This is a genomic window from Erwinia sp. Leaf53 (assembly GCF_001422605.1).
Taxonomy (GTDB): domain Bacteria; phylum Pseudomonadota; class Gammaproteobacteria; order Enterobacterales; family Enterobacteriaceae; genus Erwinia.
Genome location: NZ_LMLK01000024.1, coordinates 169,228 through 193,127, shown reverse-complemented (window position 1 = coordinate 193,127; position 23,900 = coordinate 169,228). Strand labels below are relative to the sequence as shown.

At 61.0% G+C, this 23,900-nt stretch carries 20 protein-coding genes; 9 read left to right on the top strand and 11 right to left on the bottom strand.

Annotated features, from left to right (window positions below; genetic code table 11):
- Positions 1-165 precede the first annotated feature (165 nt).
- From ASF13_RS19325 to ASF13_RS19310, 4 genes are read right to left on the bottom strand one after another with little or no spacing between them, the layout of a single operon-like run.
- On the bottom strand, positions 166-1,950 hold the full coding sequence (locus tag ASF13_RS19325; protein ID WP_056240248.1) for an ABC transporter permease subunit: 1,785 nt from the start codon (positions 1,948-1,950) through the stop codon (positions 166-168).
- Positions 1,951-1,970: 20 nt separating this feature from the next.
- Positions 1,971-3,500: an ABC transporter substrate-binding protein gene (locus tag ASF13_RS19320; RefSeq protein WP_056240246.1), complete on the bottom strand. Its 1,530-nt coding sequence runs from the start codon at positions 3,498-3,500 to the stop codon at positions 1,971-1,973.
- Between the two features lie 50 nt (positions 3,501-3,550).
- Positions 3,551-4,357 (bottom strand): ATP-binding cassette domain-containing protein, encoded by an 807-nt coding sequence (locus tag ASF13_RS19315; RefSeq protein WP_056240243.1) that lies wholly within the window; start codon positions 4,355-4,357, stop codon positions 3,551-3,553.
- Positions 4,354-5,151 (bottom strand): ABC transporter ATP-binding protein, encoded by a 798-nt coding sequence (locus ASF13_RS19310; RefSeq protein WP_235515055.1) that lies wholly within the window; start codon positions 5,149-5,151, stop codon positions 4,354-4,356. Before ASF13_RS19310 ends, ASF13_RS19315 begins: the two co-directional genes overlap by 4 nt.
- Positions 5,152-5,396: 245 nt before the next feature.
- On the opposite strand from ASF13_RS19310, the gene ASF13_RS19305 reads away from it, so the two are divergent.
- A complete protein-coding gene (locus ASF13_RS19305; RefSeq protein ID WP_233209041.1) occupies positions 5,397-5,741 on the top strand; it encodes a hypothetical protein in 345 nt (114 codons plus the stop codon).
- Between the two features lie 137 nt (positions 5,742-5,878).
- On the opposite strand, the gene ASF13_RS19300 is transcribed toward ASF13_RS19305, so the two are convergent.
- The 3 genes from ASF13_RS19300 to ASF13_RS19290 form a co-directional block, all read right to left on the bottom strand.
- Complete coding sequence (locus ASF13_RS19300; RefSeq protein ID WP_056240235.1) at positions 5,879-7,813, bottom strand: nuclease-related domain-containing DEAD/DEAH box helicase; 1,935 nt, start codon at positions 7,811-7,813, stop codon at positions 5,879-5,881.
- Between the two features lie 165 nt (positions 7,814-7,978).
- Positions 7,979-9,184 (bottom strand): multidrug effflux MFS transporter, encoded by a 1,206-nt coding sequence (locus ASF13_RS19295; protein ID WP_056240233.1) that lies wholly within the window; start codon positions 9,182-9,184, stop codon positions 7,979-7,981.
- A gap of 169 nt (positions 9,185-9,353) precedes the next feature.
- Complete coding sequence (locus tag ASF13_RS19290; protein ID WP_056240232.1) at positions 9,354-10,136, bottom strand: DeoR/GlpR family DNA-binding transcription regulator; 783 nt, start codon at positions 10,134-10,136, stop codon at positions 9,354-9,356.
- Positions 10,137-10,444: 308 nt separating this feature from the next.
- On the opposite strand from ASF13_RS19290, the gene gatZ reads away from it, so the two are divergent.
- The 6 genes from gatZ to ASF13_RS19260 are packed head-to-tail and all read left to right on the top strand — an operon-like array spanning position 10,445 to position 15,852.
- The gene (gene gatZ, locus ASF13_RS19285; RefSeq protein ID WP_056240231.1) at positions 10,445-11,740 is read left to right on the top strand and encodes a tagatose-bisphosphate aldolase subunit GatZ; all 1,296 of its coding nucleotides are present in this window, start codon (positions 10,445-10,447) and stop codon (positions 11,738-11,740) included.
- Positions 11,733-12,191: a PTS galactitol transporter subunit IIA gene (gene gatA, locus ASF13_RS19280; RefSeq protein WP_056240228.1), complete on the top strand. Its 459-nt coding sequence runs from the start codon at positions 11,733-11,735 to the stop codon at positions 12,189-12,191. Before gatZ ends, gatA begins: the two co-directional genes overlap by 8 nt.
- Positions 12,192-12,223: 32 nt before the next feature.
- A complete protein-coding gene (gatB, locus tag ASF13_RS19275; RefSeq protein ID WP_056240225.1) occupies positions 12,224-12,508 on the top strand; it encodes a PTS galactitol transporter subunit IIB in 285 nt (94 codons plus the stop codon).
- 4 nt (positions 12,509-12,512) lie between these two features.
- The gene (locus ASF13_RS19270; protein ID WP_056240222.1) at positions 12,513-13,886 is read left to right on the top strand and encodes a galactitol-specific PTS transporter subunit IIC; all 1,374 of its coding nucleotides are present in this window, start codon (positions 12,513-12,515) and stop codon (positions 13,884-13,886) included.
- 47 nt (positions 13,887-13,933) lie between these two features.
- A complete protein-coding gene (locus ASF13_RS19265) occupies positions 13,934-14,998 on the top strand; it encodes an alcohol dehydrogenase catalytic domain-containing protein (RefSeq protein ID WP_056240219.1) in 1,065 nt (354 codons plus the stop codon).
- On the top strand, positions 14,998-15,852 hold the full coding sequence (locus ASF13_RS19260; protein WP_056240216.1) for a tagatose bisphosphate family class II aldolase: 855 nt from the start codon (positions 14,998-15,000) through the stop codon (positions 15,850-15,852). Before ASF13_RS19265 ends, ASF13_RS19260 begins: the two co-directional genes overlap by 1 nt.
- 86 nt (positions 15,853-15,938) lie before the next feature.
- On the opposite strand, the gene ASF13_RS19255 is transcribed toward ASF13_RS19260, so the two are convergent.
- Positions 15,939-17,852: a flagellin gene (locus ASF13_RS19255; protein ID WP_056240213.1), complete on the bottom strand. Its 1,914-nt coding sequence runs from the start codon at positions 17,850-17,852 to the stop codon at positions 15,939-15,941.
- Positions 17,853-17,911: 59 nt separating this feature from the next.
- Positions 17,912-18,079, bottom strand: coding sequence for a hypothetical protein (locus ASF13_RS23785; RefSeq protein WP_369814401.1), 168 nt, complete (start codon positions 18,077-18,079; stop codon positions 17,912-17,914).
- Positions 18,080-18,457: 378 nt separating this feature from the next.
- Between ASF13_RS23785 and ASF13_RS19250 the strand changes: the two genes are divergently transcribed.
- Together ASF13_RS19250 and ASF13_RS19245 are read left to right on the top strand one after the other, a co-directional pair.
- Positions 18,458-19,237, top strand: coding sequence for a DMT family transporter (locus tag ASF13_RS19250; protein ID WP_233209040.1), 780 nt, complete (start codon positions 18,458-18,460; stop codon positions 19,235-19,237).
- A gap of 157 nt (positions 19,238-19,394) precedes the next feature.
- Positions 19,395-20,633: an ATP-grasp domain-containing protein gene (locus ASF13_RS19245; protein WP_056240210.1), complete on the top strand. Its 1,239-nt coding sequence runs from the start codon at positions 19,395-19,397 to the stop codon at positions 20,631-20,633.
- A 290-nt stretch (positions 20,634-20,923) separates the two neighbouring features.
- Here the strand turns inward: ASF13_RS19245 and xylB are convergent, their stop codons facing one another.
- On the bottom strand, positions 20,924-22,378 hold the full coding sequence (gene xylB, locus ASF13_RS19240; RefSeq protein ID WP_056240207.1) for a xylulokinase: 1,455 nt from the start codon (positions 22,376-22,378) through the stop codon (positions 20,924-20,926).
- A gap of 19 nt (positions 22,379-22,397) precedes the next feature.
- Positions 22,398-23,720 carry a xylose isomerase gene (gene xylA / locus ASF13_RS19235; protein ID WP_056240205.1) on the bottom strand — a complete coding sequence of 441 codons (1,323 nt, stop codon included), beginning with the start codon at positions 23,718-23,720 and terminating at the stop codon, positions 22,398-22,400.
- Positions 23,721-23,900 lie beyond the last annotated feature (180 nt).

Genomic DNA, 23,900 nt, shown 5'->3' with positions numbered 1-23,900 from the left:
CGAACGGGATCACGCTTTTATGCGGCCGCTTCAGAAGCCGGTGTGTTATTGCAGGTAGTGAAGGGTAAGCGTGTGAGCGATGCAACTGCAGAAATGACCGGGTGCCGGGCAGAGAGGCAGCACCCTTTGTGCCCGGCGCCAGGACGTCCGGCACGACCCTCCCGACTATTGTCGCCGCGCGCTTCCTGTCGCCAGGCTGGCGCTGCTCACTGCCAGTACCGCCAGCAGCGCCAGCGCCACCGCCGGGGCCAGCAGCCCCCACCATGCCCGCTCCATATAGGGCATTCCCTCCGCCAGAATACGTCCCCACTCGGGGGCAGGCGGCGCTGCGCCCAAACCGAGAAAACCCAGCGACGCCAGCGCCAGCGCTATGCCCGGCACCCGCAGCATGGTGTGGCGCAGCAGCGGGCCGGCCAGTGCCGGTAACACATAGCACAGGGTCGCCCTCCGCCTGCCAACGCCAATCACCGGCAGCATACGCATATAAGGCCGGGCATTGATCTCTTCGATCAGTGCCGCAGCGTGGGCGGCCAGCGGTGCCCAGCTGACCGCGGCTACCGCAATCATCGCGCCTTCTGCACCCGGCCCGAGGGTGGCGACCACCAGCATGCCGGCAATCACCGGCGGCAGGGCATTGGCTACCTCAATCGGGCCGCTGAACAGGCGCGGAAAACTGCCGGCCAGCAGTCCGAACAGCAGGCAGATAAAGGAGACGGCAACCGCCAGCAGGCAGGTTGAGAGCGTACCGTGCGCCACCCGTGCCAGCAGGTCGCGCCCCATCGCATCCGCGCCAAACGGCAGGGAGAGCGCGGGCGGTTGCAGGCGCAAAAACTGTGAGCTCAGCGGGTCGCGCGGCAGCCCGGCCAGCAGCAGAAGCGCCAGCAGGGCCAGGCACAGCAGCGGCAGCCAGGCGGCCGAGGATGACCGGCGCACCTGCTCCTCTCGCGGCGCGGGCATGCCGTGGCCGCTCAGCGCGCGGCCGACCAGCAGTCGCCGTAAGACACCCGCAGTCAGGCTGGCGGCGGCGGCAAGGCTGAGCAGCAGCAGAATGCCAAACTGCAGGGTGGGCAGGTCCTGCGCCATCGCCGCGCCCAGCGTTGCCCGCCCCAGGCCGGGAATGGCAAACACCTTTTCCACCGCGATAGCCCCACCGGTCAGCGACACCACCACCAGCGCCGCCAGCGGCAGGATGCCCGGCAGCGCCCGTTTCATTACCGCCAGCGCGATGGCCGCCCGGCTGACGCCTGCCACCCGCCACGCCAGTACCCAGGCCTCACTGAAGGCGGAGGTCAGTGCATCAGAGAAGATCCGCCCGAGATAGCCCCCGGCGGGCAAGCCCAGCGCCAGCGCGGGAAGCACCGCATAGCGCAGGCCGTTCCAGCCGTAGGGCGGAAACAGGCCCAGCCACACCGCGCCGACGATCAGCAGCAACGAGGCCAGCAGAAACTCCGGCAGCGCGGTAAACAGCACCGCCAGTACGCCGCTGCTGCGGACGATGCGGCCCTGCAAACCGGCGCGCAGCACCGGTGCGCTGAGCAGTAATGCCACCGTCAGCGCACACAGCAGCGCCAGCGCCATCAGCGTCAGCGACACGCCGGTCGCCTGCAGCATGCCGCCGAGGATCGGGCGGCCGGAAATCCACGACACGCCCGGATCGCCGTGCAGCAGCCCGGTCAGCCAGCGCTGCATCAGCGCCAGCGGCCCCTGCTCCAGCCCCAGCGACTGGCGGATGGCGTGCAGCGTTTCGGCGGTGGCTTCCTGGTCGCCGGAGCGGGCGCGCAGCAGCGCCAGCGCCGGGTCAGAGCCGGAGAGCCACGGCAGAACGGCGGTCAGCAGCAGCACGCCACACAGAGTGACCGCGCGTGACAGCAGCGGCAGCAGGGCAGCGGCGCGCGGCAGCCGCCGCCGGCTGATGCCGTGACACAGGCGGCAGTAAAGGGATTCGCTCATCATGCTTCTGCTTCAGTCGGTTACTGCGCCGGTGCAGCAGGGCTGACGCGGGTCTGTGTGCCGATCAGCGTGCGTTCACGCGGATCGCGGATCGCACCACTCACCGCCGCGCTTTCCCCCTGGATCACCCGCTCATGCAGCAGCGGGATCGCCGCGTCGCTGCGCAGGATCAGGTTTTCGGCCTGCATAATCGCCTGACGGCGTTCGGCACCCGCCGGGATCGCCGCGGCCCGCTGCAGCGCCTGGTCAATCGCCGGCTGGCAGAGCTGGGCGATGTTAAAGGAACCTGCGCAGGCAAAATCGCTGTACATGTAGGCCACCGGATCGCCGGAGTCGAGCACCGTGGCGCGCGACAGGATAAAGGCGTCAAACTTACCGGCCAGCGCGTCGGACTCAATCTGCGAATATTCGCGCACCACCTGATTTACGGTGAAGCCGGCGGCGGTCAGCTGCTGCGCCAGATATACCGCCACTTCCGGCAGCTCGGCGCGGTCGCTAAAGGTCGCCAGCGTAATCGTCTGCCCCTGCGGCTTTACGGCAGATTGCGGGTTTGCCACCGGCTGACGCAGGCCGGCCGCCCACGGCAGCGCCGGGCCCAGCAGGCCGGCGGCTATATCCGCACGTTTTTCATAGACGTTATCCACCAGCTGCTGGCGGTTAACCGCCTCGCGGATCGCGGCGCGGATCGCCGGGTCCTGGGTTACGCCGTGGCGGCTGTTGAGATACAGGGTATTGGTGCGCGGCATCGGCACCTCATGCACCCATTCTGCCTTCAGCAGCGGGGCCTGCGACACCGGGATTGCCTCAACGATATCGGCGGATCCTGTGCGCAGCGCAGCGGCACGGGCGCTGCCGTCCGGCACAAAGCTGACGTCGATGCCGCTGGCCTGCGCTTTCTCACCCCAGTAGCCGTCGAAACGGTCGAGCACCGCGCTGCTGGTGCCGTTCAGCGACCTGAGCACAAAGGCTCCGGTGCCGGCGTTGATCGGGTTAACCACGCCGTTAGCGCCATAGGCATTCGGCGACAGAATCGCCAGCTGCGGGCTGGTCAGGCGCTGCGGCAGCAGCGGATCGGGCTGCGCGCTGGAGACGATCACCGCGCTGTCGCCGTCGGCACGCACGTTCAGCGTTACCCCGTCGAGGATGCGTGGCTTTGGCGCGGCGGCAGCGGCCACGCGCAGCGCGTTGACTACCGCCTCTGCGGTCAGCGGCGTGCCGTCGTGGAAGCTGACGCCCGGCCGCAGGCTGAAGCGCCATGAGGTCGCGTCCAGCGGCTGCCAGCCGGTGGCCAGCGCAGGCTGCAGATCGCCAGCCTTGTCCAGCACCAGCAGCGTTTCGGCGGTGCTCCAGCGCGACAGCTTAAAGGCGTCGTCGCTGAGCGGCGTCAGGCCGGAACGCGGCGGCTGCAGCATCGCCAGCTTAATGCGCGTGCTCTGTGCCTGTGGCGTGGCCGTGTCGTCGGCGTTAAAGCAGCCGCTCAGCAGCAGGCTGGCGGCCAGCAGGCCAAGCGCGGGCAGCAGCGCGTGTTTGAAGGTTTGCAGCGGTAGCATGGTGTTATCCCTGAGATAATAAAAAAGCGTGGTAAGAAAGTTGTCCGGCGTCAGCCGATCGCCGGCACCGCCGCCAGCAGCGCCCGGGCGCGCCGGGCGTGCGGCGCATGCAGCACGTCGCCGGTGGCGAGGTCTTCGTGGATCTGCCCCAATTCCATCACCAGCAGCCGCTGGCAGAGGCCGAACACCATCGAGATATCATGGGTGACCATCAGCAGGCCCATCTGCCGCTGCTCGCAGACCTGCAGCAGCAGCGCCTTAATATTTTCGCGCAGCGCCAGATCCAGCCCGCTGACCGGTTCATCGGCCAGCAGGTAGTCCGGTTCCACCATCAGCGCGCGTGCCAGCGCCACCCGCTGCGCCTGGCCGCCGGAGAGCTCCGCCGCCGTTTTGTCCAGCAGGCGCGGGCTCAGCTCAACCTGCTGCAGCGCGGCGCTGAGCTGTGCCGGTGTTGCCACCGTGGCAGTGAGGCGGCGTACCGGTTCGGCCAGCAGCCGGGCCACCGTCTGCCCCGGTGCCAGAGAGGCCAGCGGATCCTGCGGCACGTACTGCACCCGGCGGCGATACTCACGTAGCGACGACCCACGGGCGATATTGAGCGGCTGGCCGTCGCAGCGGATCTGCCCGCGTTGCGGCGCGGTCAGCCCGAGCAGCAGGCGGAGCAGGGTGCTTTTGCCGCAGCCGGATGCGCCGACCAGGCCGGTGCGCTCGCCGGCGTGCAGCTGCAGCGACAGCTCGCTAAACAGCGGCGGTGCGTGGCGGCGTTCGAAGCCGAACAGCCCGCCGTGCGGCGGCGAGTAGCTCACTGCATCCAGCTGCAGCAGGGGGCAGGGTATGCTGTGCAGATGGGCGTTCATCCGGCCATTGCTCCCCGATCTGCCTGCGGCAACGCCTGGCTCATACGCCGTGCGGCGCTGACCAGCTGGCGGGTAAACGGCTGCTGCGGCGCGTTAAGCAGCTGCGCCATGCTGCCGCGTTCGACGATCTGCCCGCCATCCATCACCATGCCGCGCTGGCAGAGTTGCGCGGCCAGCGCGATATCGTGGGTGATAAACAGCAGCGTCAGCGGTTGTCGCCGCTGCAGCAGGCCGATAACCCGTTGCTGGGTCATCACGTCCAGCGCGGTGGTCGGCTCATCGGCCACCAGCAGCGGCGCGCGGCTCAGCAGCGCCAGCGCCAGGCAGACGCGCTGGCGCTGGCCGCCGGAGAGTTCGGCCGGGTAACGATCGAGCAGGCCGGGAATATCATCGAGTTCGCTCTGCTGCAGGCTCTGCATCAGCGCCGACCGGCATCGGGTGTGCAGAATCAGCGACAGCTGCCTGCCGATGTTCATTAGCGGGTTGAGCGAGGTCAGCGAGTCCTGAAATACCGCCGCCACCCGGGTCTGCGCGCAGCGCTGCATGGCATGCAGCGGCAGTACCGCTTTTCCGGCAACCTCGATGCTGCCCGCGGCCTGAATTCCGCCGGGTAAGGTGCCGGTAATCGCCCTGGCGGTAAGGGATTTACCCGAACCGGAGCGGCCAATCAGACACACCCGCTCCCCCTGATGCAGCTGAAAACTGACGCCCTCGACCAGCCTCTGCCGATCGAGAGTCAGGCTAAGGTTATCGACGCGCAGTAAAGGGGGAATGGCAGAAGGTATCGGGGTCACGGCAGCACAACGCAATGGCATTAAAAGATATGTAATAACATAACAACTCATGCGCGAGTAATGCAAATAATTTCATCAGAAATGTTTCGTCACTGCTTTCTGCCTGAATTTTACCGGAGCGTATAGGAATTTATCGATAAGTGTGGTTGAAAGTTGACCGACTGGAAAAGGGTGATAGGCTGGGATTTCAGGCCCGTAGCTGGCGGGCTTCACCATCGGAAATTGACTAAAAGAGGGGAGCAGGGATGTCAGAAAATCTGTCTGTGCTGCCGTATCCCAGGCTGGCCGCCGCAGCCGGCGGCCAGCCACCAGGAGGAGGTGGAGGTATGCATCAAAGAATCAGCAAACTTGAAGAGCAGGTTGCCACACTGGTGGTCGACGTGGCGGTGATCAAATCCAACTATGCCACGCGACACGATGTGGAGGGGCTGCGGGCAGAGATGCATCAGTCGATGTCCGGGCTGAATGATAAAATTCATATCTCCATGTATGACATGCAAGCGAAAATAGCGTCACAAACCCGCTGGCTGTGTAGCGTAATCTTTGTCGCACTGGGTCTCGGATTGTCGATCGCCAAAATCATTTTTTAAGGTTAATGACCCGCCAGTCAGGCTGGCGGGAACAATTCAGAAGGCGTTGAAGCGATGAACCAACGTATCGCCCTGGCAACCGGCCTCTGGTGCGCTAAGTTGATTTTTTAGCGTCCCGGTCGGGCAGGAGTGCGGGCTTACGGCGTAAGCGTCTGTTCAAAAAACGCGTGGTAACGCCCCTCCGGATGGCCGAAGACGATCAGGTTGCTTTTGGCCCGGGTAATCGCGGTATAGACCAGTTCGGCATCGTCGTCTTTGGTCAGCACAACAAAGGCGGTTTTACACTCCATGCCCTTATAACTGTGCGGCGTAGAGAGTTTCACCAGCCCGGAGTTTTGCATAAAGAAATTTTTCTTTCTGCGCCTGAGCTTATCGCGGGCTTCCCGGAATGACGCTTCTGCCGGATAGAGCTTTTTCAGCGCCTCAATTTCCTGTTCCGTTTCAAACATCACCATGGTTTTCTCATCGGCAGCGATCGCGCTGTTGAGCCGGCTCAGCAGGTCAATCGAGGAGCAGATAATCACCACGTCATTGGGATGCAGGTGCTGTTCACGCATCAGCTTTTGCATGCCGAGCGCCATCGCTTCTGCGTTCTCTTCCGTCAGGCGGGTGTGGTACTCCAGCAGATCGAAATTCATGCTGCTTTGCAGCGGCTCCGACTCAAAAATCTCTGCATCGCTGTATTTACCGATCAGAAATGCTTCCTGAAAACGCTTAAACAGATGGACCAGCGGCGTGTCGAGCCGGGAGCGATAAGAGCGGGTCAGCGTTTCCCAGCGCCCGAAGCCCTGGGTAATCGCCAGTTCACGCTTCTTATCATCGCGCATATATATATTCTGCGAACGATCGCCGTACAGCACCATTTCTCCGTCGTCGGCCAGGAAGTGCTGACGGATAATCTGTACCCATTCCGGTTCGTAATCCTGAATTTCATCGATCAGAATAGTGTGATAACGCCGCGTCTCGCCGTCAGCAAAAAACGCAGCGTGTTTATAGAGCGCATCCAGGGCATCACGCGGATTAAGACCCTGATCCCGCTTTAGCTGAAGAAACGTCTCAACCGAAATATTGAGCTCATTCAGGGCGGCGTTAAAGAACTGGTGATAGTTACTGATTTCAAAACAGTCCCAGCTGAGGGTGCCGCGCAGGGCGCTAACCTTGTCGTGAATAAAGGGTTTTAAGGTCAGGTTAAAGGTCAGGATCAGCACCGCGCTCTGATGCCGCGCGAAGGCATGAACCGCCCGCTGCGCCAGCATGGTGGTTTTACCGCTGCCTGCGATGCCCTTAATTTTACTCAGGCCGGTCTCGCTGAGGGTCAGCCGCAGCTGCTTTTTATCAAATTTAACCGCGATCCCCTGATTCAGCACGCTTTCCGGGGGAGCCAGCCGGCGTTTGAACTCATGATAAATGTCGTCGGTAAATAACGGATCGGGTCTGCTTTGTTGTAACTGGGCTATTTTCTTCGCCAGGTTCTCCGGCGTTACGCTGATTGAACGATCCCGTACCAGCTTTATTTCACGGAGCTTCAGGCCGTTGGCGGTGCGCTCATACACCGCATGTTCGATCGCCCGTTGTCTGAACTGTTGATTGTTCTCGTCACGGCGACGTTTGATCTCTGCCAGCGCCGAATCATACAGGGCGGCCGGTGGCGTATTGCCTGCCGGATGGAAATAGACGGCGGTGTCAATCAGGCGGTAAAAGGCGCGATTAAGCGCCTCTTTCAGCCCCAGTATCGGCAGATGCAGATCGAACAGATTGCTTTTGTAGCGGAAAACCTGCTGATGAGGTGAGCGGATCTTTGCTTCACCGCGTGGGCCATTAACGATCCAGTGGTTCTCAGGCGTGATGCGGTAATGCAGCAGATTCCAGTCTTTGACTTCGAAAATCAGTGCGCCGTAGCCCTGCCTGAGCACGATAATATCGGGCCGGTCACCGTCGAGCCAGGCGTTGAAAAATACCTCAAACCGGTTATCCAGCTTATCGGCCAGCAACCGCAGTAACGCATATTCACCCTCGGTGGGGGCGACGGTCAGACGGGCAATATTGGCAAAGTCAGGGTGAAAAATCGCCATCAGTGGCTCCTGCCGGATAATCGGCCCTCAGTTGCGTTCGGCCGCGGAATATAATGACTTAATGTCAATATGTTACGCAGTTGTCACAGGGTGTACCAGCTTCATTTAAGAACTTTCTTAATTTATTCTGGGGCCCGAAGCGGCTGGATGGCGACCGGGAGCCGCTTAACGTTTATTCCGCCACGCGCCGAACGCCAACAGCGCGCTGGCGCTGGTAAAAAGCGCAATAATCCACGCCATGGTCCACGGCGTACCGTCGCTAAACAGGGCCAGCAGCAGCGACGAGATAATGCCGCTGCCGTACTGTAGTGAACCCATCAACGCGGAGGCGGAACCGGCCATCTGCGGCGCGGCGTCCAGCGCGGCGGCGGTAGCACTGGCGGCGATAATGCCGTTCATGGCGAAGAACACCAGCACCGTCAGCACCACCAGCAGCAGCCCACCAAACCGCAGGCCTGCGCCGGCGGCCAGCCCCAGCGCAGCCAGCGCGGCCAACAGCGTGGCGCACAGCAGGAGTTTCTCCAGCGCGTGGCGCTGCACCAGCCGGCGGTTGATCAGGCTGACGCCCATCAGACCGACGATATTCAGCGCAAACAGCCAGCCGTAATGTTGCGGCTCGACGCCAAACCAGCGGATATACACCTGGGGTGAGCCGGCAATAAAGGCGTACGCCGCCACGTAGTAGCTGGCAACGCAGAGCGTAAAGCGCATAAACTGCGGCTGGCTCAGCAGCGTCATATAGTTGCGAAAAGCCGTGGCTAACGAGGCGTGCTGCCGTTTTTCTGCTGGCAGGGTCTCCGGCAGCCAGCGCAGCGCCAGCAGCATCAGGATGCCGATCGCCGCCAGCAGCCAGAAAATGCTGTGCCATGAGGTGAAAAGGATCAGCTGGCCGCCGAGCAGCGGCCCGGCAATCGGCGCGATCGCCATTACCAGCACCAGGGTGGAGAACATCCGCGCCGCCTCGCTGCGGCTGAACAGATCGCGGATCATCGCCCGCGCCAGCATCGGCCCGGTGCAGGCACCGAACGCCTGAAACACCCGCCAGAACACCAGCTGCGCCATATCCGTCGATAACGCGCAGCCGGCCGAGCCGGCCACAAACAGCAGCATGCCGATCAGCAGCGGCAGCCGACGGCCGAGCCGGTCGCTGATCGGTCCCCACACCAGCTGGGCGAGGCAGAATCCGGCCAGAAATCCGCTGATGGTCAGTTCGGCATCGCCCTGCAGCTCCTGCGCCATCAGCGGCATGGCCGGCAGATAGATGTCGGTCGACAGCGAGGTGAAGGCCATCAGCGCGCTGAGGATCACGATAAAGCTCAGCCCGTGGCGGGCGTGGGTAGAATTCGGGCCAATGGCCGTGGGCAGGGTCATAGTTTCGGGTCTGTAGAGGGGAGAGCCGTGCAGTGTAATGGAAACCGCCCGGCCGATAATCGGGGACAATCGACATGGGCCTGTGAGCGGTATTCATTAATCCGATGCTAAATCGCCACCCGCCCGCGCACGCCGTCCTGCTCCATGGTGCTGCCGCCTTGCGGTGTTATCAGGCCAGGATCACCGTTTTTCCTTTCGCCCTCAGGGCGGCGACCGTCTCTTCCGGCGCCTGCTGGTCGGTGATCACCTGGTCGATTTTCTCCATTGCCAGCACCAGGTTAAACCCTTTACGCCCGAATTTGCTGGAGTCGGTCACCACCACTACCTGCTGTGCCGCCGCAGCCATTACCGCACTGATCGCGTAGCCTTCGTTAAAGGTGGTGATGCCGTTATCACAGTCGAGGCCGTCTGCACCGACAAACATCAGGTTGGCCGAGACGTCGCGCAGCGCGGCTTCGGCGATGTTGCCGTGCAGCGAGGCGGTCTTGTGCCGCACCGTTCCGCCGCATACCACCAGGGTGATATCGGTGTTGTCGATCAGGATTGCCGCCGCCGGCAGGCTGTTGGTGATCACGGTAATGTTCTTCATTGTCACCAGCGCTTCCGCCAGCAGCTTGGTGGTGCTGCCGCTGTCGAGGATCAGCGTATCACCCTCCTTTACCAGCTTTGCGGCGGCCTGGGCAATGCGTCGTTTCGGATCGGCGGCCAGCTGATAGCGGTCGTTGAGGCTGACTTCGGCATCGGCCGACGGCTCGTCCTGCGCGCTGACGCTGTCGATACGCGCTGCACCGCCGTGAAAGCGGGTTAACAGTCCGCGCTCCTCCAGTAAACGCAGGTCGGCACGAACGGTCACCTCGGTCACGCCGAGGCTGGCCGAAATGTCGTTGACCAGCTGGCTGCCGCTGCTGTTAACCATGTCGACGATCTTGTTTCTGCGCTCAAATGAGTTCATGCGGGCTCCTGTGCAAAGTCAGGGCATCCTAAAACGAAAGGATAAGGAAGTAAAACGGAAATGAGTGAAATGTGAAGCGTTACGCAGAGTGTCGGCGAGGCGGGCGCAGCAGCGGGCGGCGAGCGGGCTAATTACGATTAACGCCGTTTAGCTACGGGTTACTCTGCGGATGAAAGTCAAAAACGACATAAAAAGAAAGAATAAGAAAGGTAACGTAAGTATATAGATCATGATCACATAACGAAAGGAAAGGGATTGTGTCGCTTTCGAAAATTGACGATTGTTTATGAAATCTTTCGGAGGACGTTATGAAACACCTAATCGCACAACATAAATCGGGTCTCGACTGTGGTATCTGTTCGGTCTGTTCCGCCCACCCGTTGGTGATTGAAGCCGCGCTGCGGCTGGATCTGCACGGCGATCGTCAGGTGCTGATCGAGGCCACCTCAAACCAGGTAAACCAGTACGGCGGCTACACCGGCATGCGGCCCGCCGACTTTCGTGATTACGTGCTGGCGATTGCACAGCGCGTCGGTTTCCCGCCTCAGCGGCTGATCCTCGGCGGCGATCACCTCGGGCCTAACTGCTGGCAGGACGAAAGCGCCGAGGCGGCGATGGAGAAATCGCGGGTGCTGATCGCCGACTACGTCCGTGCCGGCTTTAGCAAAATTCACCTTGATGCTTCGATGTCCTGCGCCGGCGATCCGCTGCCGCTGCCGCCGGAAGTGGTGGCACAGCGCGCCGCCGAGCTGTGCCGGGTGGCGGAACAGAGCGCCAGCGCCGAACAGCGGGCGGCGCTGACCTATGTTATCGGCACTGAAGTGCCGGTGCCGGGTGGGGAAGCCTCGGCGATCCATGAGGTGCACGTCACCCGCCCTGAAGACGCCGCCCACACCCTGGAGCTGCACTACCAGGCATTCCGCGCGGCGAGGCTTGAGGCAGCGATTGAACGTATTATTGGCCTGGTGGTGCAGCCGGGCGTCGAGTTCGACCACAGCAGCGTGGTGCACTATCAGCCTGCCGGGGCCCGCGAGCTGAGCACCTTTATTACCACCACGCCGGTGGTGTATGAAGCGCACTCCACCGATTATCAGACCCGTAGCGCCTACCGCGCGCTGGTCAAAGACCACTTTGCCATTCTCAAAGTTGGCCCGGCGCTGACCTTCGCCCTGCGCGAGGCGATCTTTGCGCTGGCTGAAATTGAGCAAGCGCTGATCGCGCCGGAAAAACAGAGCCGGATGCTGGCGGTGATTGACCAGGTGATGCTGGACGAGCCGGGCTACTGGAAGAAGTACTACCGCCCGGCCTTCTCTCAGTCGCTGGTGGATATCCACTTCAGCCTGTCGGACCGCATCCGCTACTACTGGCCTAACCCGCGCATCAGCGCCGCGTTTGACGCGCTGATGGCCAACCTTGGCGCTACCGCGATCCCACTCGGCTTACTCAGCCAGTATTTACCAAAGCAGTTTGACCGCGTGCTTGCCGGATCGCTGAACGCCGACGCCCGTGCGCTTATTATCGATAAAATCCAGGACGTCCTGCGCGATTACGCCTTCGGATGTACGCCTGAAGCCACCCATAACCAGGAATTAAGCCATGCATAACACGCGTTTGATCGTCGCCTCCGGGCTGGCGTTCACCACGGCCGCTGAGGTTCTGCAGCATATCGGCGAGAAGATGGTCGGCGAGGGCATCTGCCGCGCCAGCTACCCCGACGCGCTGCGGGAACGTGAAGCCAGCTACCCGACCGGCATTGCGCTGGACGGCCACGCGGTGGCGATCCCGCACTGCGACGCCAGCCACGCTATTGAACCGGCCATCTACCTGATCCGGCCCGCCGCGCCGGTGGCTTTTCTGCAGGCGGATGATGACGGCACCGTGGACGCCGAACTGATTATCGCGCTGGTGGTGACCCATCCGGAGCAACAGCTGACCCTGCTGCGCAGCTTGTTTGGTCAGCTGCAGCAGCCGGACTTTATCGACAGCCTGTTAAGCGTTCCGCAAGAGGCGCTGGCCGACTGCTTTACCTCACGGCTGTTCGCCCCGGCCGTCTGACCGACCCCTGACCCTGCAAACGGAGAATAACAATGAAACGTAAAGTGATCGTCGCCTGCGGAGGCGCTGTCGCCACCTCCACCATGGCCGCAGAAGAGATTAAAGAGCTGTGCGATGAGTACGGTATTCAGGTTGAGCTGGTGCAGTGCCGGGTCAATGAGATTGAAACCTATCTGGACGGCGTCGATCTGATCTGCACCACCGCCCGGGTCGACCGGCAGTTTGGTGACATTCCGGTAGTCCACGGAATGCCGTTTATTTCCGGCGTGGGCATTGATGCACTGCGCCAGAAGATCCTTACGCTGCTGCAGGGGTAGGCTCATGTTTACTGACATCATGCGCTATATCCTCGATCTCGGTCCGACGGTGATGCTGCCGGTGGTGATTATCCTGTTCTCGGTGGGGATGGGGATGAAGGTCGGGGATGCCTTCAAATCGGGCCTGCACATCGGCATCGGTTTTGTCGGCATCGGGCTGGTGATTGGTCTGATGCTCGACTCGATCGGGCCGGCGGCGAAGGCGATGGCGGCCAACTTTGAGATCGGCCTCGACGTGGTTGACGTCGGCTGGCCTGGCTCCTCCCCGATGACCTGGGCCTCGCAGATTGCGCTGGTGGCTATTCCGGTGGCGATCGGCGTCAATATCCTGATGCTGGTGACCCGCATGACGCGGGTGGTCAACGTCGACATCTGGAACATCTGGCATATGACCTTCACCGGCGCGATGCTGCATCTGGCGACCGGATCATACTGGGTAGGCATGCTGGGCGTGGTGGTGCATGCGGCGTTTGCCTACAAGCTCGGTGACTGGTTTGCCCGTGACACGAAGCAGTTTTTCGATCTCGACGGTATTGCGGTGCCGCACGGCTCTTCGGCCTGGATGGGGCCGGTAGCGGTACTGGTTGATGCGGTGATTGAAAAAATCCCCGGCCTGAAACGCATTCACTTTAGCGCCGACGATGTCCAGAAGCGTTTCGGTGCCTTCGGCGAACCGGTCACGGTGGGCTTTATTATGGGCATCCTGATCGGTCTGCTGGCCGGGTATGACGCCAAAGGCGTGCTGCAGCTGGCGGTGAAAACCGCGGCGGTGATGCTGCTGATGCCGCGGGTGATTAAGCCAATTATGGATGGCCTGAATCCGATTGCCAAACAGGCGCGTAAACGTCTGCAGGCGAAGTTTGGCGGCCAGGAGTTCCTGATCGGCCTTGACCCGGCGCTGCTGCTCGGCCACACCGCGGTGGTCTCGGCCAGTCTGATCTTTATCCCGCTGACCATTCTGATTGCGGTGCTGCTGCCGGGTAACCGCGTGCTGCCGTTCGGGGACCTGGCAACCATCGGCTTCTTTGTGGCGATGGCGGTGGCGGTGCACCAGGGCAACCTGTTCCGCACGCTGATCTCCGGCATCATCATTATGGGCATGACGCTGTGGATCGCCACCCAGACTATCGGCCTGCATACCCAGCTGGCGGCCAACGCCGGCGCGCTGAAGGCCGGCGGCCAGGTGGCATCAATGGACCAGGGTGGTTCACCGATTACCTACCTGCTGATCCAGCTGATGACCTGGCAGAACGTGACGGCGCTGACGGTGATTGGCACGATTTATCTGCTCGGGGTGGTACTTACCTGGCGCCGTGCGCGCCGTGCCACCCCTGCCGCGCAGCCCGGCGACACCCGGCTTAACGGGAATCTATCCTGATCTGAAGTTCAGACGGGGGTAACCCCGTCACTCCCGGAGTTAATACCATGAAATCTGTCGTGATCCACGCCGGAGGCAGCGTTACGGTTGAAGAAAGACCGTTGCCTCAGATTGAAACCGCCGATGAGGTCCGGGTCGAGGTGCTCTGTTCCGGGCTCTGCGGCTCGGATATCCCGCGGATCTTTCATCAGGGTGCCCATTTTTACCCGATTACCCTCGGCCACGAGTTCTGTGGCCGGGTGACGGCAACCGGTCCCGACGTCAGCGATCTGGCGGTCGGCGATCTGGTGGCCTGCGTGCCTCTGCAGCCCTGTTTTGAGTGCGATGAGTGTCGTCGTCAGCTGTGGTCGCAGTGCCGCCACTACCGCTTTATCGGTTCACGCAGCGACGGCGGCAACCGCGAAGTCATCGTGCTGCCGCGCCGTAACCTGTTCGCTCTGCCGCCGGGTACCTCGCCGCTGGCCGGCGCCTTCTTTGAACCCCTGACCGTCAGCCTGCATACCCTCGAACTGGCCGGCGGCTGCCGTAACAAAGCGGTGATTGTGGTGGGGGCGGGCACCATCGGCCTGCTGGCGATGCAGGCGGCGAAGGCGCTGGGCGCACGTTCGGTCACCGCCATCGACCTCAACCCCGAGCGGCTGGCGCTGGCGCAACGGCTGGGTGCCGATCGGGTGTTTAACAGCGCGGAGATGGATGCGGCGGCGATCCGCCAGGCGCTGGAGGAGCGCCGTTTCGACCAGCTGATCCTTGAAACCGCCGGCGCGCCGCAGACCGTGGCGCTGAGCATAGAGATTGCCGGCCCGCAGGCGCAGATCGGACTGATCGGCACGCTGCACCGCGATCTGGCCCTCAGCAGCGCCACCTTCGGGCTGATCCTGCGCAAGGAGCTGCGGCTGCTGGGCAGCTGGATGAACTACTCCGGCGACTGGCCCGGCGTGGAGTGGCAGCAGGCCGCGCAGCTGTTCGCGGCCGGCGAGATTGACCTGACCGCGTTGATTGCGGTGCAGGGCGGGCCGGAGGTCTACGCGGCGGCGGTCAGTGAGCTGCAGGGCGGGCCGATGAGCGGCAAAATCATGCTCGATTTTTCACCACAGCAGGCAGGGGAAGCATAATGTATCTGGTCTCTAATCGCGCGATGCTGAACGACGCGCAGCAGCAGGGCTACGCCGTTCCGGCGTTTAATATTCATAACCTGGAAACCGTACAGGTGATTGCCGAAACGGCGGCCGAAATGGGCTCACCGGTGATTATGGCCGGCACCACCGGCACCTATGGCTACGCTGGCCTGCACTATCTGGTGGCGATTTGCCAGCAGGCGGCGCAGCAGTACAATCTGCCGATCGCCCTGCATCTCGATCATCATGAGGTGTTCAGCGATATCGAAACCAAGGTCAAGGCCGGGGTACGATCGGTGATGATCGACGCTTCACACTGTGCCTTCGAGGAGAATATCGCCCGGGTGGCGCAGGTGGTGCAGCTGTGCCATCGCTATGACGCCAGCGTGGAGGCAGAGCTGGGGCGGCTGGGCGGCCAGGAGGACGATCTGGTGGTCGATGAAAAGGACAGCTTCTTTACCGATCCGGACCGCGCCGCCGAGTATATCCACCGCACCGGCATCGACTCGCTGGCGGTGGCGATCGGTTCTGCCCACGGCCTGTATCAGGGCGAACCTAAGCTGGACTTTACCCGGCTGGCGCGCATTCGCGAGCAGGTCAGCGTTCCGCTGGTGCTGCACGGTGCGTCCGGCATTCCGGAGGCGATGCTCAGACGGTCAATTGAGCTGGGGATCTGCAAGGTCAACGTGGCCACCGAGCTGAAGATCGCCTTCTCGGATGCGGTGAAGGCCTGGTTCCAGGATAACCCCGGCTCCAGCGATCCGCGCGACTATCTGGCACCCGGCAAGCGGGCGATGAAGCAGGTGGTGCAGGAAAAAATCCGTATCTGCGGGAGCGCCGGGCGGATTTGATCGCGCCCTGGGGCGCGGCCCGGTGACTGACCGGGCCCACGCTCACGGGCGGCGCGACGCCTGCCCGTGCACCTCTGTGTTATGAACTAGTTCTGCAGCAGCGCCAGCACCGCCTGCGGCTCCAGCTTCGCCTTTGCCAGCAGCTGGCTGCCGGACTGCTGCAGGATCTGCGCCCGGCTCATCGCCGACACTTCGCTGGCGTAGTCGGCATCCTCAATGCGTGAGCGGGCGGCGGCCAGCGCCACGCCGGTGCTGTTTTGCAGGTTCTGTACCGAGCTCAGGCGGTTGGAAATCGCCCCCATCTGGGACCGTTTGCTGTCGACGCGGGCGATGGCGGCATCCAGCGTCGCCAGCGGGTTATCCGGATGGCGCAGGCGGATTTCCGCGCCGACTTCGCGCACCGTCATCACCGTGTAGTTGGTGCTGGTGTCGGTGCTGGCGCTGACGGTGGCCCTGAAGTAAATCTGCACGTCACCGACGCCGTTGCTGGTTTTTAACAGCAGCGTGCCGTCGCTGTCCTGGCTGACCAGCGTGGCGGTTTTGCCCATGTCCGGCAGGTCTAACAGATAGCCGCCGTTGCCGTCGGATCGCAGCACGTCGGTGGCCGTTTCGCCTTTGGCGCTGGTGTAGTTGAGTTGCACCTTTGCCGGGTCAAGGGTCACCGTTGAGGTGCCAGTGATGGTGGTCACCGCGCTAAAGCTGTTGAGATTAATGGCGTCGGTGGCGCGCACCGCCAGCGTCGTGCTGCTGCCGTCGGTCTCCGCCGCGAAGGTGGCGTTAAAGTACTGCGGGTTGCCGCTGCCGTCATCCACCTGCAGCAGGTACTGGCTGCCCGACTTCAGCAGTCTGGCATCCCCTGCGGGCAGCGGATTGCCGCTGGCGTCGCTGTAGCTCAGTGCGGGGCTGGTGGTATCAACGGCCGGCGTGGTGGTGACCTGGGCCGGCAGCGGGGAAAACGCGCTGTCCAGCTGGCCGCCGGCCCCGGTCAGGGTGGCGGTGGCGGCACCGCTGGCGTCAAAACTCAGCGTCGCCGGGTAGTAGATATCATTCTGCTCAACGTAGTACTGACCGTTGCTGAGGGTCAGCGACGGGGCCGGGCTGGCGGGCAGCGCGGCCCCGTTGTCATCAAGGTAGCTGTAGCTGGTGATGCTGCGGGCGGGGATCTGCGGTACGTTTGCGTAGAGCGGGCTGGCGCTACTGGCATCTACGGTAATGTAACCCTGGCCGGTAGCGGTATCCCAGCTGCCGGCACGGACGGCCGGATAGTAAACCGCCTTGCCGTCGCCGTCGTTACCCTGGATATAGAGCTGGTTGTTGGCGCTGCTTCTGACCAGCTGCCTGTCGCTCATCGCGGTCGGCGTGGTGAAATTCACCGCCACGTTAGGATCGGCAAGCGACAGATTGCTGGCGCTGCCGATCACCCTGTTAACCGTGGTGACGGCGCTTTTAATACCGTTGATCACCAGGTCCTTCAGACCCAGTTCGTCAATGCTGAAGCCCGGAGCGGAGAGATCCACACTGACAGAATCGCGATCGTTAGCCCCCACCTGAATAGCCAGTTTACCGGCGCTGCCGTCCAGCACGCTGATGCCGTTAAAGCTGGCGCTGCCGTTCAGTCGGGCAATCTCCTTCAGGTTGAGGTTGATCTCGGCCTGAATGGCGTCGCCATCTTCCAGCGTATTAACGTCGCTCAGCCCCTGTACCGCCAGCTGGCGGATGCGCTGCAGGCGGTTGTTGATCTCGCTCAGCGCCCCTTCGGTGGTCTCCACCAGCGAGATACCGTCGCCGGCGTTACGACTGGCCTGCGCCAGCCCGCTCTGCTGGCTGCTCATGCGGTTGGCGATCGCCTGACCTGCCGCATCATCCTTAGCACCGTTGATACGCATGCCGGAAGATAACCGAAGAATGGCGTCCGCCAGCGAGCTGCCGCTTTTGGCCGCATTGTTTTCGATCTTTAACGCAGAGAGGTTGGTATTAATGCTGAGCATAACGCGATCCACTGAGTGACTCCTGTCGCAGATTATCGGCAGCGGCAGATTTTACTTAAGCCATTTTTTAGTTATGTCACGCGGGCCAGGGCGCTATGCCGCCGCTGCAGCCCCTTTGCCAGCCCGGCCAGCCCGCTGCACAGCAGGTAACAGAGCACGCCGACCAACAGAAACATCTCCGCCGTGTAGATCTGTTCACGGTTGTTCACCAGGCTGCACACGGTGGTCAGTTCCGGCACGTTGACTTATCGCAAACAACGCTATGGCGTAGCGGGGGCGGTGGTGAATATTTTTCAGGGATTTCTTTCAGATAGCATAAGGACAGGGAAATTAATTTTCATTTTTTGTATAAATGGATTTATTACTAGTGACATTTGAAGATTTATTTCAGGTAAGTGCTGATCTCATCGCGCGATCACAGATTTTTTTAAATCATGATTTATGGCAACTTAAGCTCTTGATCTGTTTTTTATACTGATGTATCACGAAATAGCAGGTGAGTTAAAGTAGGTGGCAGGTATCATTTTTGATGGTTTTTAGGGTGGTTTTGCAAGGGGTAAGCTATTAACCGGTCACGGTTATGGAATGACTTAATATTAGTCTCAGGGAGTAAGGAAATGATGAGCAAAATTATTGCAAGCGGCATTACCTGCGGCATTATGTTTTGTGTTATCAGCGCTATGTCGGATGTGTATATCGCTAAAGTGACTCAGGTACTCGACTCTTCAGTGTTTATCACCTGGTGTTTTGCAATGGCAACAATGGTTTTTTTGACTCTGGCACTGATGCGCAATGGTCGTGCTTATCTGACTAAGGTGAACAAGAATAAAAAAAATCTGCTGCTGATTAATGTTGCGGTATTGCTCAACTGGGGTGGGCTTATCATCTCGTTGAAATACCTTGAACCGGCGGTAGTCGGGATTGCTTCTGTGGCATGTGGCCCGGCACTGACGATCATTTTATCGCGATTTTTCTCCGGTTTTACTACCAGGCCGGATAAAGCCGAGTCGGTCATTTCCTGGGCGGTTATGAGCGGCGTAATGATTATGCTGATTAATTCATGGGTTGGCAGTAGCGGAGTGACCTCCACCAGCGCGGCGGAGAGAGCCATCGGTATCATCTGTGTATTACTGAGTGCCGTGGGAACCGTGCTCTATACTTTGTTTTCCAAATCATTAGTAAATAAGAAATGGAGTGCCAGTGAAATCCTCGGCTGCAGGAATGTATTAATTCTTTTTACCGCGTTACTGTATAGTGCAGTTATGCATATATCTCTGCAGCTTGATGTGATTTATTTTTTGATTGTGGTCTTACTGTCTGTTGTTGGTCATATTATTCCTATTTTTCTTATACAAAAATCCATTGGGCACTCAGTCCTCTGCATATTGCCTTTCTGATGTTGTTGATTCCTGTATTTACCCTTGCATTTCAGTTTACCGACAGGCGTATTGCCGTGTCATGGCAGACCATCATTGCGGTGTTAGTTCTTACGGCACTGTTGGCATTGCTTGGTATCAGTAAGTATTTCTCTGCAACACAGTCGGGAGGTGAAAAATGAACAGGATCGTAGTGGTTGATGGTTTTTCTTCAGGTAAATTTATTGCCCGTCATTTAAGCGAGGCGGGCTGTAAAATGATTCATATCGCCTCGGACACCTCACTGGATGACTACTACTACCAGGGATTTGATTCTTCCATTTATCAACACTGTTATTGCCATTCCTCCCCTGGGTTAACACTGGATATTATCCGTGAGTTCGGTGCGGAAGGCGTACTGTGCGGCGCGGAAACGGGCGTCGAACTCACTGACTGGATTAACCAGTCACAGAACTTTAAATACAGAAATGATTTTTCACAGCGTGCTGCCCGCCGTAACAAGTTTGAGATGATTGAAGCGCTGCGTGAAGCCGGTATAACCGCCACGACTCAGTGCAAAGTCTGCCAGTGGCCACAGGCGGTAAACTGGCTGAGCGAACAGCCTTATCCGGTGGTGGTGAAACCGCTGGATAGTGCCGGTTCAGATGGTGTATTTATCTGCAACAGCGAAGACCGGGTCAGGTCGGCGTTTGACCGTCTTATTAATCAAAAAAACCGCATGAACAGCACCAATGATGCCGTTCTGCTGCAGTCCTTTCTGACGGGAACAGAATATGTGGTGAATTTTGTCTCTCTGAATAGCCTCAGGCTGGTCACGGAAGTGGTGCGCTACCATAAACGGCAGCTGGCGGGAGGCAATGTTGTCTATGATATTGATGAAATTATCGAAGCTTCAGCCGGCGAGTTTGCCGGGCTGGTGGCCTACACGCACCGTGTTTGCGACTGCCTGGGTATTGAAAACGGCCCCAGCCATGCAGAAGTGATGTTAACCGCCGACGGGCCCTGCCTGGTCGAAATTGCCGCCCGTAGCGATGGCATACTGCGTCCGGAAATTGTCGACTGCACGACGGGAATGGGGCAACTGCGGGCGACGGCACTCTCACTCTCTCAGCCACAGCGGTTTACGGAGCTGACAAAAGAGCCGGTTTACCGGCTGAAAAACCACGCTTTTAATGTCAGCCTGATCGGTCCGCGAGCCGGGCGCTTTGCCAGCGGGGCGTTTCTGGCACGGCTGCAGGCGTTGCCGTCATTTAAAAAGGTCGAATTCTATCTGGCTGACGGCCAGGCGGTCAGTGAGACCAAAGATGTGTTCAGCCAGCCCGGTACGGTGTATCTGGTCAGTAACGATAAACATCAGTTGTGGCGTGACTATCGGGTCATTCGTGAACTGGAGGCTGAAGGGATTTACTATCAATAGCCTGTCAGCAGTTAAAAGAGGGTCAGTCAGCTCAGGTGATCGAGAGTGAAGTGCGATACCCAGGCCGATTATGCAGTAAAAATTTGGCCTGACGCACAAATCTCCATTTTTCTCTTGTTAGGATTATTCCTGGATCATATTATCGCTCCTGCCCCTCGCAGAGCTAACACCAGTGAGTGCCGGAGATAAGCGCCGGAAGGGGTAAAAAATTAACGGCAAAAGGCCCATCGCCAACGCGGTGGGCCTTTTGTTTTCTGCACCTGCCAGCACCAGCACCAGCACCAGCATCCTCAGTGCATCAACGATTCCAGCTGTTGATAGAGCTGCGCGAAGCGCGCGCGCTGCGGCTGATACGCCTGGTGGCGTGCGGCATCGGGCCGGTGGCGCTGCAGCAGCGGCAGCGCGGGCAGCAGATCCGCCAGCGGCACATCCGGATTCAGCGCCATCCGCGCCAGCTGTGCGGCACCCAGCGCCGGGCCGACCTCGCCTCCCTCTACGTAGTCCAGCGTCTGTCCGCTGACGTCCGCCAGCATCTGCCGCCACAGTTCGCTGCGCGCGCCGCCGCCGATCAGCCGGATGCTCTCCGGCCGTGCGCCGCAGGCGTGAACGGCGTCCATGCCCTCCGCCAGCGCAAAGCTCACCCCTTCCAGCACCGCCCGCGCCAGCTCCGGCCGCCCGTGCTGATGGGTCAGGCCAAAGAACACCCCGCTGGCCGCCGGATTGTTATGCGGCGTGCGCTCGCCGGAGAGGTAGGGCAGAAACAGCGGCAGCGGCCGATCGTCGCTGGCGCGTTCGGCCTCCGCCAGCAGCGCTGCCACGTCGGCACAGCCGGTGAGCCGCGCCGCCCAGTCAAGGCAGGAGGCGGCGCTGAGCATCACCGACATCAGGTGCCAGCGGCCGGGCAGCGCGTGGCAGAAGCTGTGCACCGCCCGCTGCGGGTTGCTGGCAAAGCCGTCGCTGACCACAAAGTAAACCCCGGAGGTGCCGAGCGACAGCATCGCCTGGCCCGGTTCCGTCAGGCCAACGCCGATCGCCCCGGCGGCGTTGTCGCCGCCGCCGGCCACCAGCGGCACCTCGCCGATCCCCCAGCGCGCGGCCAGCGCCGCGCTGAGCCGGCCGGTGAAGGCGTTACCCTCCACCAGCCGCGGCATCTGTGCCCGCGTCAGGCCACAGGCGGCCAGCAGCGGTTCGCTCCAGTCGCGCTGCGCCACGTTCAGCCACAGGGTGCCGGCGGCATCCGACATATCGCTGGCGAACTCGCCGGTCATCCGCCAGCGCAGCCAGTCCTTCGGCAGCAGCACTCTGGCAATGCGGGCAAAGTGCTGCGGTTCGTGTTCTTTAAGCCACAGCAGTTTTGGTGCGGTAAAACCCGGCATCATCAGGTTGCCGGTAATGGCGCGGGCATCCGGCACCGCCTCTTCCAGCGCCGCACACTGGGCGGCGCTGCGCCCGTCATTCCACAGGATCGCCGGGCGAATTGTCCCGCCGTCGGCGTCCAGCAGGGTGGCACCGTGCATCTGGCCGCTCAGACCGATGGCCCGTACGCCGCTAAGGTCATGCTGCTGCGCCAGCCCGCACATCGCCTGGTCGGTGGCCCGCCACCAGCTCTCCGGATCCTGTTCGCTCCACAGCGGCCGCGGGCGTGAGACGTCGAGCGGCGCGCTGTGGCTGGCCAGCAGCCCGCCGTCAGCGTTGAGCAGCACCACCTTCACGCCGGAGGTGCCGAGATCGATGCCTATTACCATGTGCCCATCTCCAGTCAGGTTAACGATCGAACAGATAGCCGTTCACCAGATTTTCCAGCAGCTCCTGGCGGCCGCTCTGGTGCTGCGGCAGGAAGTTGTGCTGGCTGGCGTGCTGCGCCAGGCCGTCGAGGGTGAACTCGCCCTTAAGGATCTGCTGGCCCATCTCGCCGTTCCAGCCGCTGTAGCGGCGCGCCACGCGCTGGTCGAGTTCGCCGCTTTCAATCATCTTCGCCGCCACCTTCAGCGCCAGCGCCATGGTGTCCATCGCGCCGATATGGCCGTAGAACAGATCGTATTTATCGGTGCTCTGGCGGCGCACCTTGGCGTCAAAGTTCAGGCCGCCGGTGGTGAAGCCGCCCGCCTTGAGGATCTCATACATCACCAGCGCGTTCTCCTCCACGCTGTTCGGGAACTGGTCGGTATCCCAGCCCAGCTGCGGATCGCCGCGGTTGGCGTCCACCGAGCCGAAAATGCCGAGGGCGATGGCGGTGGCGATCTCATGGTGGAACGAGTGGCCGGCGAGGGTGGCGTGGTTGGCCTCAACGTTGACCTTGATCTCTTTTTCCAGCCCGAACTGTTTCAGGAAGCCGTACACCGAGGCAACGTCATAGTCGTACTGGTGCTTGGTGGGTTCCTGCGGTTTGGGTTCGATCAGCAGCAGCCCCTGGAAACCGATTTTGTGTTTATGCTCGACCACCATCTGCATAAAGCGGCCGATCTGCTCGCGCTCCTGGCGCAGGTCGGTGTTCAGCAGGGTTTCATAGCCCTCGCGGCCGCCCCACAGCACGTAGTTTTCCCCGCCCAGTTTGTGGGTGGCGTGCATCGCGCTGGTCACCTGGCTGGCGGCCCAGGCAAACACCTCCGGGTCCGGGTTGGTGGCCGCACCGGCACCGTATCGCGGGTGGGTAAAGCAGTTGGCGGTGCCCCACAGCAGCTTCACGCCGCTCTGTTCCTGTTTCTCCAGCAGCACGTCGGTGATCTCCGCCGCGTTGGAGAGGTAGGTGCGCAGCGAGTCACCCTCCGGTGCCACGTCGATGTCGTGGAAGCAGTAGTAGGGCACGTTGAGCTTGTGGAAAAACTCAAAGGCGACGTCGGCTTTCTGCCGCGCCAGCGCCATGCCGTCGCCGTTGCTCAGCCACGGGCGGTCGAACGCGCTGACGCCGAACATATCGGTGCCGCCCCAGCAGAAGGTGTGCCAGTAGCAGGCGGCGAAGCGCAGGTGCTGCGCCATGGTTTTGCCCAGCACCCGCTGGTCAGGATTGTAGTGGCGGAAGGCCAGCGGATTGGTGCTTTGTGGGCCTTCATACTGAATACGGCCGATCTGGTCGAAATAATCCTGCATCTGAAACTCCTTAGTGCGGAAGTAGGGTGAGCGAGAAGATGCGGTGATTGTTACCGGTGACGGCGGGGCGCTCAATTATGTTATTTCACTCTGAGATTAAGATAATTGCTAACTGTGAGTTGCCTCCCGAATGGCAAAAAACATAACGGCAGGAGGAAAATCTGTAATTGCCGCCCCGCC

Coding starts and splice junctions, on each gene's coding strand:
- ASF13_RS19305 (WP_233209041.1), top strand. CDS start 5,397: ATGTCAGAAAATCTGTCTGTGCTGCCGTATCCCAGGCTGGCCGCCGCA.
- xylA (WP_056240205.1), bottom strand. CDS start 23,720: ATGCAGGATTATTTCGACCAGATCGGCCGTATTCAGTATGAAGGCCCA.
- gatA (WP_056240228.1), top strand. CDS start 11,733: ATGCATAACACGCGTTTGATCGTCGCCTCCGGGCTGGCGTTCACCACG.
- ASF13_RS19245 (WP_056240210.1), top strand. CDS start 19,395: ATGAACAGGATCGTAGTGGTTGATGGTTTTTCTTCAGGTAAATTTATT.
- ASF13_RS19290 (WP_056240232.1), bottom strand. CDS start 10,136: ATGAACTCATTTGAGCGCAGAAACAAGATCGTCGACATGGTTAACAGC.
- gatB (WP_056240225.1), top strand. CDS start 12,224: ATGAAACGTAAAGTGATCGTCGCCTGCGGAGGCGCTGTCGCCACCTCC.
- ASF13_RS19270 (WP_056240222.1), top strand. CDS start 12,513: ATGTTTACTGACATCATGCGCTATATCCTCGATCTCGGTCCGACGGTG.
- ASF13_RS19315 (WP_056240243.1), bottom strand. CDS start 4,357: ATGAACGCCCATCTGCACAGCATACCCTGCCCCCTGCTGCAGCTGGAT.
- ASF13_RS19300 (WP_056240235.1), bottom strand. CDS start 7,813: ATGGCGATTTTTCACCCTGACTTTGCCAATATTGCCCGTCTGACCGTC.
- gatZ (WP_056240231.1), top strand. CDS start 10,445: ATGAAACACCTAATCGCACAACATAAATCGGGTCTCGACTGTGGTATC.
- ASF13_RS19250 (WP_233209040.1), top strand. CDS start 18,458: ATGATGAGCAAAATTATTGCAAGCGGCATTACCTGCGGCATTATGTTT.
- ASF13_RS19265 (WP_056240219.1), top strand. CDS start 13,934: ATGAAATCTGTCGTGATCCACGCCGGAGGCAGCGTTACGGTTGAAGAA.
- ASF13_RS19295 (WP_056240233.1), bottom strand. CDS start 9,184: ATGACCCTGCCCACGGCCATTGGCCCGAATTCTACCCACGCCCGCCAC.
- ASF13_RS19325 (WP_056240248.1), bottom strand. CDS start 1,950: ATGAGCGAATCCCTTTACTGCCGCCTGTGTCACGGCATCAGCCGGCGG.
- ASF13_RS19260 (WP_056240216.1), top strand. CDS start 14,998: ATGTATCTGGTCTCTAATCGCGCGATGCTGAACGACGCGCAGCAGCAG.
- ASF13_RS19320 (WP_056240246.1), bottom strand. CDS start 3,500: ATGCTACCGCTGCAAACCTTCAAACACGCGCTGCTGCCCGCGCTTGGC.
- xylB (WP_056240207.1), bottom strand. CDS start 22,378: ATGGTAATAGGCATCGATCTCGGCACCTCCGGCGTGAAGGTGGTGCTG.